This window comes from Variovorax sp. YR566 (assembly GCF_051992195.1).
In the GTDB taxonomy this organism is placed as follows: domain Bacteria; phylum Pseudomonadota; class Gammaproteobacteria; order Burkholderiales; family Burkholderiaceae_C; genus Variovorax.
Genome location: NZ_CP197092.1, coordinates 1,587,323 through 1,601,619, shown reverse-complemented (window position 1 = coordinate 1,601,619; position 14,297 = coordinate 1,587,323). Strand labels below are relative to the sequence as shown.

Genomic DNA, 14,297 nt, shown 5'->3' with positions numbered 1-14,297 from the left:
CAGCGAGCGCTCATCGACGAACACAACCATGAACACGACCATGAACCGCATCACCCGCAACACCCGCCTGGCAGCCGCCCTCGTCTGCGCCGCCGCCGGCACCCTGGCCGGCACCGCGCACGCCGCCGGCGAAGCCAAGAACGTCATCTTCTTCCTCGGCGACGGCATGGGTCCCGTCACCGTGACCGCCGCGCGCATCTACAAGGGCGAGAAGCAGCTGGCCGCCAAGCCCGGCTCGCTGGTGAGCCCCGAGCGCGCCAACCTCGTCATGCAGTCGCTGCCGTACGCAGCGCGCGTGAAGACCTTCTCGCTCGACGGCCAGACCACCGACAGCGCGCCCTCCATGGCCGCCTACATGACCGGCGTGAAGATGCGCAACGAGGTGATCTCGATGTCGGGCGACACCACCGCCGTCGACAGCACCGGCAAGCAGTACATCAACGGCGAGGACACGACCTGCCAGCCGACCAACGGCAAGGCCGTCGACACGCTGCTCGAACTCGCCAAGGCCAAGGGCCGCGCGGTGGGTGCGGTGTCGACCACGCGCGTCGGCCATGCCACACCGGCCACCACCTACTCGCACATCTGCAATCGCAACGGCTACAACACCATCGCCGAGCAGAGCGTGCCGGGCCATGCCAACTACAACCCCAAGCTGCTCGACGGCATCGACGTGCTGATGGGCGGCGGCCAGCGCAACTACCTGCCGGTCGCGGCCAACCCCAGCAGCAAGCGCACCGACGGCGCCGACCTGGTGGCTGCAATGAAGGCCAAGGGCTACACCTACGTCGACACCGGCACCAAGCTCAAGACCGTCGACACGGCGGCCACCAGCAAGCTGCTGGGCCTGTTCTCGCAGAGCGAAATGGCCTACGAGCTCGACCGCGTGAAGCAGAGCCTCGACCAGCCCAGCCTGTCGGACATGACCGAGAAGGCGCTCGGCGTGCTCAGCAAGAACGACAAGGGCTTCTTCCTGATGGTGGAAGGCGGCCGCATCGACCATGCGCTGCACGGCACCAATGCCAAGCGCGCGCTGGAAGACACCCTGGCCTTCGACGCGGCCATCCAGGCCGCGCTCGACTACATGGGGAAGAAGGACCCGGGCCTGAAGAACACGCTGGTGGTGGTCACGGCCGACCATGACCATGCGATTGCCTTCAACGGCTATCCGAAGATCGGCAACCCGATTCTCGGCAAGGTCAACAGCTACTCCGACGGCAAGCTGGCAAAGGCGACCGATGGCAAGCCCTACACCACGCTGGTGTTCGGCAACGGCGGCCGGCCCAACGCGACGGGCTCCAGCCAGGTCAACGCGGAAGACGGCAACAAGCCGTGGATCGCACCGGCACGCGCGACTTCGCGCGACGACCAGACCGCGATGGACACCGAGGACGACAACTTCCTGCAGGAAGTCGGCATCAACCTCGGCACGCCCGGCGCGGAAACCCATGGCGGCGGCGACGTGATGCTGTTCGCCGGCGGCGCGGGCTCGAAGATCTTCAAGGGCACCGTGGAGAACATCAAGGTGTTCAACAAGGTCAAAGAGGCGGCCGGCCTGTGAGCGTTCCCTCGACGCTCAAGGCGCTGCTGGCGGCTGCGGCCCTCGCAGCGATTCCGCTGGCAGCCAGCGCCGCGGGTGACGCCGCGGCGCCCGACCAGAACCTGCGCATCCAGCACCATGTGCTGACGATCGGCAAGGACGGCGTGCAGCGCGAAAGCCGCTATGCCGACCTGATGTTCCGCCGCGCCGGCACGGTGTGGATCGAACGCGAGCTGCCGCCCGCGCTGCGCGCCGACCACGACCACGAGGCCAGCGAAGGCAAGGTGCACATCGGCCACTCGCACGCCGACAACACCGCGGCGCCGCTGTGGCTGCGCCGCGATGCGGCCGGCAAGGTGCAAGTGGGCATGGTGCTGCGCCAGCAGCGCAAGCTGATCGAGGTCGACAAGGCCAACTTCGGCAACGTGGGCTACGGCGGCTCGTGGGCAAATGCCTACTGGCTGGTCGACCCCGCCAGCCTGCCGCACATGAAGGCGCTGGGCACGGCCGGCAACAAGGGCGTGCAGCGCTACGAGATACAGCAGGGCGAGAGCACGCTGCGCATCGACTGGGACGTGGCAGGCCGCTACGCCCGCAAGATCGAGCAGCGCAATGCGCACGGCACCTCGCTCAACGTGATGACGGCTTCGGCCATCCCGGCGCCGAAGACGCTGCCGTGGCAGATCGCCGACGCCTATGAGCGCGGCGAGTACTCCGACCTGCTGGACTGATCGAACCGGGCCGGGCGCCTCAGAGGAAGCGCTCGAGCAGCTTGCGCGAGGCCCGGTCGAGCATCTTCACATCGGGAATGCGGAACTGCACGCCGTGCGCGCTCGCAATGAGCAGCGCACCGCCTTCGAGCCGGCGGATGTCTTCCTCGGCCTTCAGCACGAAGGTGGTGTCGCCGCGGTCGGTGCTGACGGTCCAGGTGCTGGGCACGCCGAAGCTCGACACGCCGTGCAGGCGCAGCAGCGTGGGCGCGAAGTCGCGCACCGCGAGTTCTTCTTCCAGCAGCGTCCTGGCCTGCGCCGGCAGTTGATCGACGCTGTCGATCCAGACCAGTTCGCGCCCTTCGCTGCCGACCAGCGAAATGCCATGGCCGGGCGCGCTCAGCGGAAAGGCCCGCACAGGCACGACGCCCACATGGCGCTCGCCCTGCGCGTCGGTCAGCACGAGGCGGCCGAAGGCATCGCGTTCGAGTTCGAAAGATGGGGTGTTGTGCTCGGTCATGCGTCCCCCGCCGGATGGGCTGCGTGGCTGATGGCCAGCGGCGCCTGCGCGTTAGCGCGCTCGTCGGCGGCTCCTTCGCTCGCGTCGTCGTCGCCCTGGCGCAGTTGCGCCTGGTAGAGCCGCCAGTAGGCGCCCTGCTTCGCCATCAAGGCGTCGTGCGGTCCCACTTCGACCACCTCGCCGCGGTCCATGACCACGAGCCGGTCGGCCTTGCGCAGCGTCGACAGGCGGTGCGCGATGGCGATGGTGGTACGGCCCTGTACGAGGTTGTCGAGCGCCTTCTGGATTTCCTTCTCGGTTTCGGTGTCCACGGCCGAGGTGGCCTCGTCGAGGATCAGGATGCGCGGGTCGATCAGCAGCGCGCGCGCAATGCTGATGCGCTGGCGCTCGCCGCCCGACAGCCCCTGCCCGCGCTCGCCGACCAGCGAGTCGTAGCCGTGCTGCAGCCGCAGGATGAAGTCGTGTGCGTGGGCCGCACGGGCTGCGGCGACGACTTCCTCGCGCGTGGCGTCGGGCTTGCCGTAGGCGATGTTCTGCGCGATGGTGCCGAAGAACAAAAACGGCTCTTGCAGCACCAGCCCCACGTGGCGCCGGTAGTCGGCCACGGCGAAGCGGCGGATGTCGGTGCCGTCGACCTTGATGGCGCCGTCGGTCACGTCGTAGAAGCGGCAGATCAGGTTGACCAGCGTGCTCTTGCCCGAGCCGCTGTGGCCCACCAGGCCGATCATCTCGCCGGGCTCGATCACCAGGTCGAGGTCGTGGATCACCGCGCGCGAGCCATAGCGAAAGCCCAGCCCGCTCATCTCGATGCGCCCCTGCACGCGCTCCACCTTCACCGGGTTGGCCGGCTCGGGCACGTTGCTCACGTGGTCGAGGATGTCGAAGATGCGCTTGGCGCCGGCCGCGGCCTTCTGCGTGACCGAGACGATGCGGCTCATCGAGTCGAGTCGCGTGTAGAAGCGGCCGATGTAGGCGATGAAGGCGGTGAGCACACCCACCGTGATGCTGCCGCGCGCCACCTGCCAGATGCCGAAGGCCCAGACCACGAGCAGGCCGATTTCGGTCAGCAGCGACACGGTCGGCGTGAACAGCGACCAGGTGCGGTTGAGCTTGTCGTTCACCTGCAGGTTGTAGGCGTTGGCAATGCGAAAGCGCTCGGCTTCGCGGCGCTCCTGCGCGAAGGCCTTGACCACGCGGATGCCGGGAATGGTGTCGGCCAGCACGTTCGTCACCTCGGACCAGACGCGGTCGATCTTCTCGAAGCCGGTGCGCAGGCGGTCGCGCACGACGTGGATCATCCAGGCGATGAAGGGCAGCGGCACCAGCGTGACCACGGCCAGCAGCGGGTTGATGGAAAACAGGATGGCCGCGGTCATCACGATCATCAGCACGTCGTTGGCGAAATCGAGCGCGTGCAAAGACAGGAAAACGTTGATGCGGTCGGTTTCCGAGCCGATGCGCGCCATCAGGTCGCCGGTACGCTTGCCGCCGAAATAGTCCAGCGGCAGGGTCAGCAGGTGTTCGTAAGTGGTGGTGCGCAGGTCGGCGCCGATGCGCTCGGACACCAGCGCCAGCAGGTAGGTGCGCGCCCAGCCCAGCCCCCAGCCGACCAGCGCCGCGATCAGCAGGCCGCCCAGGTACAGGCCCACGCGCATGGTGTCGATCTTCTGCCCGTTCTGGAACGGAATCAGGATGTCGTCCATCAGCGGGATGGTCAGGTACGGCGGCACCAGGGTGGCGGCGGTGGAGATCAGGGTCAGCAGAAACCCTGCAATCAGCTGCTTGCGGTAGGGCTTGGCGAAGCGGCCCAGGCGCAGCAGCACCCAGGTCGAGGGGGGGGTCTGGAGCTCGGTGTCGGCGGGTTCGTCGCCATCGGCGACCTCGATGACTTCGGGTGTCTCCTTGGCGACACCGGCCATGCGCTGGCCGAAAAGCTTGAGCAGCCGCAGGGCCGCGGCCTGCCCGGCCAGGGTGTAGCGCCAGCGGCCCAACCGGCCCGCAGGCCCCGTCAGATCTAGGGTTCCAACGCCTGAGTGGTCGGACAGGCGCAGTTCGAGGGCCGCGTCTGTTAGTGGCCACTCACGCCATTGACCGCCCGGTTCGAGCGCGATCAGCCTCTGGTCAGTCAGGGCCACTAGGCCGGAAGCGAAGCGAAGTTGGTCGTCGAGGTCAACCGACAGTATTACCAGAACGTTTTCCGCGACTGCGAGCCGGTTTTTCAGCGCGTCTGAAGCCGCCTCTGTTTCACCCTCCCGGGTGCCGACTGGATCGTGATGTTGCATTGTGTTTCTTTGACTCTTGCCCGTCGCGGGCCGCATGGACCGCGTCATGGCGCCCTTCGTCGGGCGCCGATTCTGACTGATCGCCATGGGCGCGCTTGAAGGCGCCGTGGTGCTCGGCCAAAGCACATCGAACGTTTGCATGACCCGTTTCGACGACATCCGACTGCTGCGCATCAACTATTTGCGCGGCCCCAACCTCTGGACCTACCGTCCGGTGCTCGAAGTCTGGCTCGATCTGGGCCAACTGGAAGATTACCCCTCCAACAAGATCGACGGTTTCACCGACCGCCTGACCGGCCTGCTGCCGGCGCTCATCGAGCACCATTGCGGCGTGGGCGAGCGCGGCGGCTTCATCCAGCGCCTGACCGAAGGCACCTGGTCGGGCCATGTGCTCGAACACGTCGTCATCGAACTGCTGAACCTGGCCGGCATGCCGACCGGCTTCGGGCAAACCCGCAGCACCTCGGAGCACGGCGTCTACCGCATGGTGTTCCGCGCGCGTGACGAGCAGGTCGCCCGCGTGGCGCTGGCCGAGGGCCACCGCCTGCTGATGGCGGCCATCAACAACGACCCATTCACCGCCGCCGACGTGCAGAAGGCGGTCGACGCGGTCAAGGCCAAGGTGGAAGACTGCTACCTCGGCCCGAGCACCGCCGCCATCGTGGCCGCCGCCACCGACCGCGGCATTCCGCACATGCGCCTGAACAGCGGCAACCTGGTGCAGTTGGGCTACGGCGCCAACCAGCAGCGCATCTGGACCGCCGAAACCGACTACACCAGCGCCATCGGCGAATCGATCGCCAGCGACAAGGAACTGACCAAGTCCCTGCTCGCAAGCTGCGGCGTGCCCGTGCCCGAAGGCCAGGTGGTCGCCAATGCCGAAGAAGCCTGGGAAGCCGCCGAGGACATCGGCCTGCCGGTGGTCGTGAAACCTTCCGACGCCAACCACGGCCGCGGCGTGTCGCTCGAACTGACGACGCGCGAAGAAGTCTTTGCCGCCTTCGCGGTCGCCGAGCCCGAGGGCAGCGACGTGATGGTCGAGCGCTTCATCCGCGGCCACGAACACCGCCTGCTGGTGGTGGGCGGCGAGGTGGTGGCGGCCGCGCGCGGCGAGATCATCACCGTGACCGGCGACGGCCAGGCCACGGTGCGCGAACTGATCGAGAAACAGCTCAACAGCGACCCGCGCCGCGGCGCCGAAGAAGAGTTTCCGCTCGACGTGATCGTGATCGACACCGACGCCAAGCTGCAGCTCGAACTCAAGCGCCAGGAGCTGGACGCCAACGCCGTGCCGGCCGCCGGCCGCGTGGTCACGATCCAGCGCAACGGCAACATGGCCAACGACTGCACCGACCAGGTCCACCCCGAAGTCGCGCACGCCGCCGTGCTGGCCGCGCGCGTGGTGGGCCTCGACATCGCCGGCATCGACCTCGTGGCGCAAGACATTTCCAAGCCGCTGGGCCCGCAGCGCGGCGCGATCGTCGAAGTCAACGCCGGCCCCGGCCTGCTGATGCACCTGAAGCCGGCCGTCGGCTCGCCGCGCCCGGTGGGCCGCGCCATCTGCGACCACCTGTTCCCCAACGATGCGCCCGGGCGCATTCCCGTGGTCGGCGTGGCCGGCTCGCGCGACACCGCCGTGCTGGCGCGCCTCGTGGCCTGGCTGATCGGCCTGGGCGGACGCCACACCGGCCTCGCCTGCCGCGACGGCCTGTTCCTCGAACGCCGCCGCGTCGATGCACGCGACAGCGCCAACTGGGACGCCGGCCACCGCCTGCTCGTGAACCGCGCCGTGCAGGCCGTGGTGATCGAGAACGGCGCCGAGACCATCCTGCGCGACGGCCTTTCTTATGACCGCTGCGAAGTCGGCATCGTCACCGACCTCGAAGGCTCTGAAACGCTGGCCGACTACGACATCACCGAGAGCGACCAGATGGTCAAGGTGCTGCGCACGCAGGTCGACGTGGTGCTGTCCGAAGGCACCGCCGTGCTGAACGCGGCCGACCCGCGCGTAGCCGGCCTCGCGCCGCTGTGCGATGGCGCCGTCATCCTGTATTCGGCCGACTCGCAGGCCGCCGACCTCACCGCGCACCAGACCGCCGGCGGCAAGGCCGTGCTGGTGCGGCAAGACCGCGTGGTGCTGGCCAACGGCAGCAGCGAATCGTTCCTGCCGGGCCTCGGCCGGCTGACCGTGTGGCGTGCCACCCATGCCGGCGTGAGCCTCGAAAGCCTGCTGGCCGCCGTGGCCGCGGCCTGGGCCATGGGCATTCCGCTGAACCTGATCGGCGCCGGCGTGGAGGCCTTCGAGGCCGACCTGCAGGCGGCGCTGGCCTCGCTGCAGCTGTCTCAGACCCAGCCCCTCCAAACCCAATTCGCCTGAGCGTTGCACCCGCATCGCCTCGCTCCCGCCTCGTCAAGACCGTAGCCCTCGCAGCCCCATGAAAGTCACCCGCATCCGAGCCCTTCGCGGGCCCAATCTCTGGAGCCGCCACACCGCCATCGAGGCAGTCGTGGCCTGCGAAGGCGACGAGAACGCCATCAGCAAGCTGGCCGGTTTCGAGGCGCGCCTGCGTGCGCGCTTCCCCACCATCGGCGAGCTGCACCCGATGGTGCTGGGCCAGCCGCTGGCGCTGGCCCACGTGCTCGAGAACGCCGCCGTGGCGCTGCAGGCCCAGGCCGGCTGCGCAGTCAACTTCGGCCACACCTCGCAAACCGTGGAAGACGGCGTCTACCAGGTCGTGTTCCAGTACAGCGAAGAAGCCGTCGGCCGCCGCGCGATCGAAGTGGCCGAGCAGCTCATCGCCGCCGCCCTGACCGACTCCGCCTTCGACGCCAACGCCGCCATCACCGAGTTGCGCGACCTCGACGAATCCGAGCGCCTGGGCCCGAGCACCGGCTCCATCGTCGATGCCGCCGTGGCACGCGGTATTCCGTACCGCCGGCTCACCAGCGGCAGCCTCGTGCAGTTCGGCTGGGGTTCGAAACAGCGCCGCATCCAGGCGGCCGAAGTCGACAGCACCAGCGGCGTGGCCGAATCGATCGCGCAGGACAAGGAACTGACCAAGCAGCTGCTCAACGCCGCTGGCGTGCCCGTTCCGCTGGGCCGGCCCGTGAGCAGCGCCGAAGACGGCTGGGCCGCCGCCAACGAGATCGGCCTGCCGGTCGTGGTGAAGCCGCAGGACGGCAACCAGGGCAAGGGCGTTACGGTAAACATCAACTCGCGCGAAGAACTGTTCGCGGCCTACGACTCGGCCGCCGCCTACGGCGAGGTGATGGTCGAGAAGTTTCTCCCCGGTTTCGACTTCCGCCTGCTGGTGGTGGGCGACCGCCTCGTGGCCGCCGCGCGGCGCGACCCGCCGCAGGTGATCGGCGACGGCAGCTCCACGGTGCGCCAGCTGGTCGATACCGTGAACCTCGACCCGCGCCGCGGCGAGGGCCATGCCACCTCGCTCACCAAGATCCGCCTCGACGACATCGCCATCGGCCGGCTCGAAGCCCAGGGCCTCGCGCCCGACAGCGTGCCCGCGCGCGGCCAGCGCGTGGTGCTGCGCAACAACGCCAACCTTTCCACCGGCGGCACCGCCACCGACGTGACCGACACCGTGCACCCTGAAGTTGCGGCGCGCGCCGTCGATGCGGCACAGATGGTCGGCCTGCACATCTGCGGCGTCGACATGGTGTGCGAGAACGTGCTGCGCCCGCTCGAAGAGCAGCACGGCGGCGTGGTCGAAGTGAATGCCGCGCCCGGCCTTCGCATGCACATCTCGCCTTCGTTCGGCCGCGGCCGCGCGGTCGGCGAAGCGGTGATGGACACCCTCTTCGCCCATGGCGACGACGGCCGCATTCCCGTGGTTGCCGTCACCGGCACCAACGGCAAGACCACCACCGCGCGCCTCATCAACCATCTGCTCGCGTCAAGCGGCCTGCGCACCGGCATGACCAACACCGACGGCGTGTACGTCGACGGCCGCCAGACCGACAGCGGCGACTGCAGCGGCCCCAAGAGCGCGCGCAACGTGCTCATGCACCCCGACGTGGATGCGGCCGTATTTGAAGTGGCCCGCGGCGGCGTGCTGCGCGAAGGCCTCGGCTTCGACCGCTGCCAGGTGGCCGTGGTCACCAACATCGGCAGCGGCGACCACCTGGGCCTGAACTACATCACCACCGTCGAAGACCTCGCGGTGCTCAAGCGCGTGATCGTGCGCAACGTGGCGGCCGACGGCTACGCGGTGCTCAACGCGGCCGACCCGAACGTCGCTGCCATGGCGGCCGGCTGCCCCGGCCACGTGATCTTCTTCACTGCCGACCGCATGCACCCGGTAATGGCCACGCACCGCGCGCAAGGCAAGCGCACCGTGTACGTCGACCAGGACACGCTGGTCGCAGCCGAGGGCTCGTGGCGCGAACGCATCGCTCTGCGCGACGTGCCCATCACACGCGGCGGCACCATCGGCTTCCAGGTCGACAACGTCATGGCCTCCGTGGCCGCGGCCTGGGCCGTGGGCCTGGACTGGGACACCATCCGCAGCGGCCTCGCGAGCTTCATGAACGACGCGGCCGGCGTGCCCGGGCGCTTCAACGTCATGGACTACCGCGGCGCCACCGTGATCGCCGACTACGGCCACAACACCGACGCCATGCGCGCACTGGTGTCGGCCGTGGACACGATGCCGGCGAAGAAGCGCTCGGTGGTGATCAGCGGCGCGGGCGACCGGCGCGATTCGGACATCCGCGACCAGACAGCCATCCTCGGCCAGGCCTTCGACGACGTGATTCTTTATCAGGATGCGGCGCAACGTGGCCGCGCCGACGGCGAAGTCATGGCGCTGCTGCGCCAGGGCCTGCAGGGCGCGGCTCGCACGCGCTATATCGACGAGATCCGCGGCGAGTTCGTGGCAATCGATACGGCATTGGCGCGGCTACAGCCCGGCGACCTGTCCTTGATCCTTGTCGACCAGGTCGAGGAAGCGCTCGCTCACCTGGCACAGCGCATCGCAGCGGGCTGAAGCCCCGCTTGCCGGACACGTCCCACATGCAGGGGCGCGTCCGGCCCAGTCCATGGGTGCGGCTGTCCCACAGACCGCAGGCCCCGACCGGCACCAGACTGTGGCTCCGGTCACGCACCTCCCGGAGGGCGTGGCTTCACCAGGAGCCCGCATGACAACAACAGTTCGTTCGATCCTCTCTGCCACGGCCCTCTTCGCCGCCAGTGGTTTCATCGTTTTCGGCGCACAGACGGCCAGCGCACAAGCACCGGGCTCCGAAGCCCGCATGCAAAAGGAACGCGCCACCTGCGACGGCGTGCAGCAGGATCGCGCCGCATGCCTGCGCGAAGCCGGCGCAGCCCGCCAGGAGGCCGGACGCAGCGGCCTCACCAGCCCCAGCCCCGCCCGCGAACAGGTCAACGCCCTCGCCCGCTGCAGCGAACTACCCGCCGTCGAACAGCCCGACTGCGAAGCCCGCATCAAGGGGGGAGCACGCACCACCACCGAAGGCAGCGTGATGGGCGGCGGCGTGATCCGCGAAACCGTGACGCCCCTGCCGCCGCAGACCCTGCCGGCACGTTGACTGAACCCGGCCTCCTGCGGGAGGTCGAACATTTCCCTGGTTTTTCAGCTCGCTTCAAGGAGTCATCCATGAAAAGCACCACTCGCAACACTCGTTCAATGCTCTTCGCCGTGCTCGCCGTTGGCGCTCTGGCGGCCTCCACCGCTGTCTCGGCCGCGTCGCCGCGCCGTGGTGAAGCACCGGGTATCTATCAACAGGAACTGGCCGTCTGCGGCCACAACCAGCAAGACCGCGCTGCCTGCATCCGCGAAGCCGGCGCCGCACGCCAGGCAGCCGCCCAGGGCGGCCTGACCAGCGCACCCGACTACCGCGCCAATGCGCTCGCGCGCTGCGGCCTGCAACAGCAGCCGGACGACCGCGCTGCCTGCGAGGCCCGCGTGCTCGGCAGCAGCGGCAACACCCAGGCCAGCGTCGACGGCAGCGTGATGGGCGGTGGCGTGATCCGCGAGTCGGTCACCACCATCGTGATGCCCGCGCCGGCCATGGCACCGGAGCCGATGCCCATGCCTCGGCCAATGCCTCGTCCGATGCCCCAACCGATGCCCGCGCCCCTGCGCTGAGTGAGCTTCTTTCCCGAGGCATTGCCAGACCCGCGCGGTGGGCTGGCGATGCCCCTACTGTCACAGTACTGTCACAAAAGGCAGTTGCACGCTAGCTATAGTTCTCGGTCCCTGCCTACCGAGGAATCCTTTCCCATGAATGCCATCAAGGTCGCTCGCCGATTCATCGAAACGGACCCGGCCAACGAATCGGCCAAGATCCTGGCCCAACTCGTGTTGGCTCTAGAGTCCGAACGCAGCTTCGAACTGGTCACGCTTTACAACCTCGACTACAAGAGCTTCCAGCTCGCAATGGACATCCTGAAGGAATGGCGGCTCGACCGCTACTACGCCAGCAAGTCCAAGCTGTTCGATCTGTCGCTGCAGGTCAGCGAACTCGAAAAGAACAGCAGCACCCCCGAGGCCTGAGCGGCCTCTTTCCCCGTCCCTACTTCCCCCAGCGCAGCACCATCGGATCGAGCCGCTTTGCGGTTTCGATCAGGCCGGCACGCGTGTCGGGGTGCATCGCCGGCAACGGGTGACGCGGCGCTTCGCAGGCGATCACTCCGCCCTCCTTCATCAGCGATTTGCAAGCCAGCAGGCCCGCCTGCCGGTTTTCGTAGTTGATCAGCGGCAGCCACTGCTGGTACAGCGCGAAGGCCTTGTCGCGGTCGCCTGAACGGTGCGCCTCGATGATCGGCCGGATGCCGTCCGGGTAGCCGCCACCGGTCATCGACCCGGTCGCGCCGGCGTCGAGGTCGGGCATCAGCGTGATGGCTTCTTCGCCGTCCCACGGGCCTTCGATGGCGTCTCCGCCCAGGCGGATCAGTTCGCGCAGCTTCGCGGCCGCGCCGGCGGTCTCGATCTTGAAATACGCGACATGCTCGATCTCCTTGGCCATGCGCGCGAGGAACGGCGCCGACAGCACCGTGCCGCTGGCCGGCGCGTCCTGGATCATGATCGGAATGCCCACCGCGTCCGACAGCCCCGCATAGAACTCGAAGATCTGCGGCTCGGGCACGCGGAAAGTCGCGCCGTGGTACGGCGGCATCACCATCAGCATCGCGGCGCCCATGTCCTGTGCACGGCGGCTGCGTTCGGCGCACACCTTGGTGCTGTAGTGCGTGGTGGTCACGATCACCGGCACGCGGCCTTTCACGTGTTCGAGGATGGTTCGCGTGAGCACTTCGCGCTCTTCGTCGGACAGCACGAACTGCTCCGAGAAATTGGCGAGGATGCACAGGCCGTCCGAGCCCGCGTCGATCATGAAATCGACGCAACGCTTCTGGCTTTCGAGGTCGAGCGCGCCCTGTTCGGTGAAGGTGGTGGGCACCACCGGGAAGATGCCGCGGTATCTGGGTGTCATGGTGAATCAGTGTGAATGGCGGGGAACGGCCGAGCCTCTGCAGCCGACCAGAAAATCGAAGTCGCAGCCTTCGTCGGCCTGCAGCACGTGGTTGACGTAGAGCTTCTGGTAGCCACCGCCGCGTGTGCTCATCGGCTGCACATCGGAAGCAGACAGCGAAGCCAGGCGCGACGCCAGTTCTTCGTCGCTGATGTCGAGATGCAAGCGCCCCGCATCGCAATCGAGCTCGATCCAGTCACCGTCGCGCACCGCCGCAAGCGGCCCGCCGTCCGCCGCTTCGGGCGCAACGTGCAACACCACGGTGCCATAGGCCGTGCCGCTCATGCGCGCGTCCGAGATGCGCACCATGTCCTTGATGCCCTGGCGCAGCAGCTTCGGCGGCAGCCCCATGTTGCCGACCTCGGCCATGCCGGGGTAGCCCTTGGGGCCGCAGTTCTTCATCACGAGGATCGAGCTGGCATCGACGTCGAGGTCTTCATCGACGATGCGCGCCTTGTAGTGCTCCAGGTTCTCGAACACCACCGCCTTGCCGCGGTGCTTCAGCAGCTCCGGTGTCGCGGCCGAGGGCTTGAGCACCGCGCCGCGCGGCGACAGGTTGCCGCGCAGGATGCGGATGCCGCCGTCGGCGATCAGCGGGTTGCTCAGCGGGCGGATCACTTCGTCGTCGAGACTGGGCGCCTCGCGCACGTTGTCCCAGATCGACTGGCCGTTGACGGTGAGCGCATCGGGGTGCGGCAGCAAACCGTTCTCGCCGAGCCGGCGCAGCACGGCGGGCAAACCGCCGGCGTAATAGAACTCTTCCATCAGGAAGCGCCCCGAAGGCATCAGGTCGACGATGGTCGGCGTGTTGCTGCCGATGCGCGTCCAGTCTTCCAGCTCCAGATCGACGCCGATGCGCCCCGCGATCGCCTTCAGGTGAATCACCGCATTGGTCGATCCGCCGATGGCCGCATTCACGCGAATGGCGTTCTCGAAAGCCTCGCGCGTGAGGATCTTCGACAGCGTGAGCCCCTCCTTCGCCATCTGCACCGCGCGCATGCCCGACATCTGCGCGAGCACATAGCGCCGCGCATCGACGGCCGGAATGGCAGCGTTGTGCGGCAGCGAAGTGCCCAGCGCCTCGGCCATGCAGGCCATGGTCGAGGCCGTGCCCATGGTGTTGCAGGTGCCCGCCGAGCGCGACATGCCGCCTTCGGCCGAGAGAAACTGGTGCAGGTTGATCTCGCCCGCCTTCAGCGATTCATGCAGCTGCCACACGGCCGTGCCCGAGCCGATGTTCTTGCCTTCGAGCTTGCCGTTGAGCATCGGTCCGCCCGTGACCACGATGGCCGGGATGTCGCAGCTCGCCGCGCCCATCAGCAGCGCGGGCGTGGTCTTGTCGCAGCCCGTGAGCAGCACCACCGCATCGACCGGGTTGCCGCGGATGGCTTCTTCCACGTCCATGCTCGCGAGGTTGCGCGTGAGCATCGCGGTGGGCCGCAGGTTCGACTCGCCGTTGGAGAACACCGGAAATTCGACTGGAAAGCCGCCCGCCTCCGAGATGCCGCGCTTCACGTGCTCGGCGATCTTGCGGAAGTGCGCGTTGCACGGCGTCAGCTCCGACCAGGTGTTGCAGATGCCGATGATCGGCCGGCCATCGAACTCGTGGTCCGGAATGCCCTGGTTCTTCATCCAGCTTCGGTACATGAAGCCGTTCTTGTCGGCCGACCCGAACCATTCGGTCGAGCGCAGTTTCTTCGGAGGGGTGTCCGGCATGCGAGGTGTCCTGGGAAAAA

Annotated in this window: 11 protein-coding genes; 7 read left to right on the top strand and 4 right to left on the bottom strand. The window is 67.8% G+C overall.

The window, feature by feature from the left end; genetic code table 11:
- Positions 1–28 precede the first annotated feature (28 nt).
- Complete coding sequence (locus tag ACTG4X_RS07365; protein ID WP_257014952.1) at positions 29–1,561, top strand: alkaline phosphatase; 1,533 nt, start codon at positions 29–31, stop codon at positions 1,559–1,561.
- Positions 1,558–2,271: a hypothetical protein gene (locus ACTG4X_RS07360; protein ID WP_097200036.1), complete on the top strand. Its 714-nt coding sequence runs from the start codon at positions 1,558–1,560 to the stop codon at positions 2,269–2,271. The genes ACTG4X_RS07365 and ACTG4X_RS07360 overlap by 4 nt, the downstream gene beginning before the upstream one ends.
- Before the next feature lie 19 nt (positions 2,272–2,290).
- On the opposite strand, the gene ACTG4X_RS07355 is transcribed toward ACTG4X_RS07360, so the two are convergent.
- Positions 2,291–2,770, bottom strand: a complete 480-nt coding sequence (locus ACTG4X_RS07355) for a cyanophycin metabolism-associated DUF1854 family protein (RefSeq protein ID WP_097200037.1) — start codon at positions 2,768–2,770, stop codon at positions 2,291–2,293.
- Positions 2,767–5,052, bottom strand: coding sequence for a cyanophycin metabolism-associated ABC transporter (locus ACTG4X_RS07350; protein ID WP_440533530.1), 2,286 nt, complete (start codon positions 5,050–5,052; stop codon positions 2,767–2,769). The genes ACTG4X_RS07355 and ACTG4X_RS07350 overlap by 4 nt, the downstream gene beginning before the upstream one ends.
- A 139-nt stretch (positions 5,053–5,191) precedes the next feature.
- On the opposite strand from ACTG4X_RS07350, the gene ACTG4X_RS07345 reads away from it, so the two are divergent.
- The 5 genes from ACTG4X_RS07345 (at position 5,192) to ACTG4X_RS07325 (ending at position 11,585) form a co-directional block, all read left to right on the top strand.
- Positions 5,192–7,429, top strand: a complete 2,238-nt coding sequence (locus ACTG4X_RS07345; protein WP_256328767.1) for a cyanophycin synthetase — start codon at positions 5,192–5,194, stop codon at positions 7,427–7,429.
- A 58-nt stretch (positions 7,430–7,487) separates the two neighbouring features.
- Positions 7,488–10,055, top strand: a complete 2,568-nt coding sequence (cphA, locus tag ACTG4X_RS07340) for a cyanophycin synthetase (protein WP_097200038.1) — start codon at positions 7,488–7,490, stop codon at positions 10,053–10,055.
- A gap of 151 nt (positions 10,056–10,206) precedes the next feature.
- Positions 10,207–10,617, top strand: a complete 411-nt coding sequence (locus ACTG4X_RS07335; RefSeq protein WP_093076001.1) for a hypothetical protein — start codon at positions 10,207–10,209, stop codon at positions 10,615–10,617.
- Positions 10,618–10,685: 68 nt separating this feature from the next.
- Positions 10,686–11,177 carry a hypothetical protein gene (locus ACTG4X_RS07330; RefSeq protein WP_093172648.1) on the top strand — a complete coding sequence of 164 codons (492 nt, stop codon included), beginning with the start codon at positions 10,686–10,688 and terminating at the stop codon, positions 11,175–11,177.
- A gap of 135 nt (positions 11,178–11,312) precedes the next feature.
- Positions 11,313–11,585, top strand: coding sequence for a hypothetical protein (locus tag ACTG4X_RS07325; protein ID WP_093048213.1), 273 nt, complete (start codon positions 11,313–11,315; stop codon positions 11,583–11,585).
- Between the two features lie 19 nt (positions 11,586–11,604).
- Here ACTG4X_RS07325 and ACTG4X_RS07320 read toward each other — a convergent pair whose 3' ends face one another.
- Positions 11,605–12,522, bottom strand: coding sequence for a dihydrodipicolinate synthase family protein (locus ACTG4X_RS07320; RefSeq protein ID WP_093048210.1), 918 nt, complete (start codon positions 12,520–12,522; stop codon positions 11,605–11,607).
- A gap of 6 nt (positions 12,523–12,528) precedes the next feature.
- On the bottom strand, positions 12,529–14,277 hold the full coding sequence (locus ACTG4X_RS07315; protein WP_097200039.1) for an IlvD/Edd family dehydratase: 1,749 nt from the start codon (positions 14,275–14,277) through the stop codon (positions 12,529–12,531).
- Between the last annotated feature and the right edge of the window lie 20 nt (positions 14,278–14,297).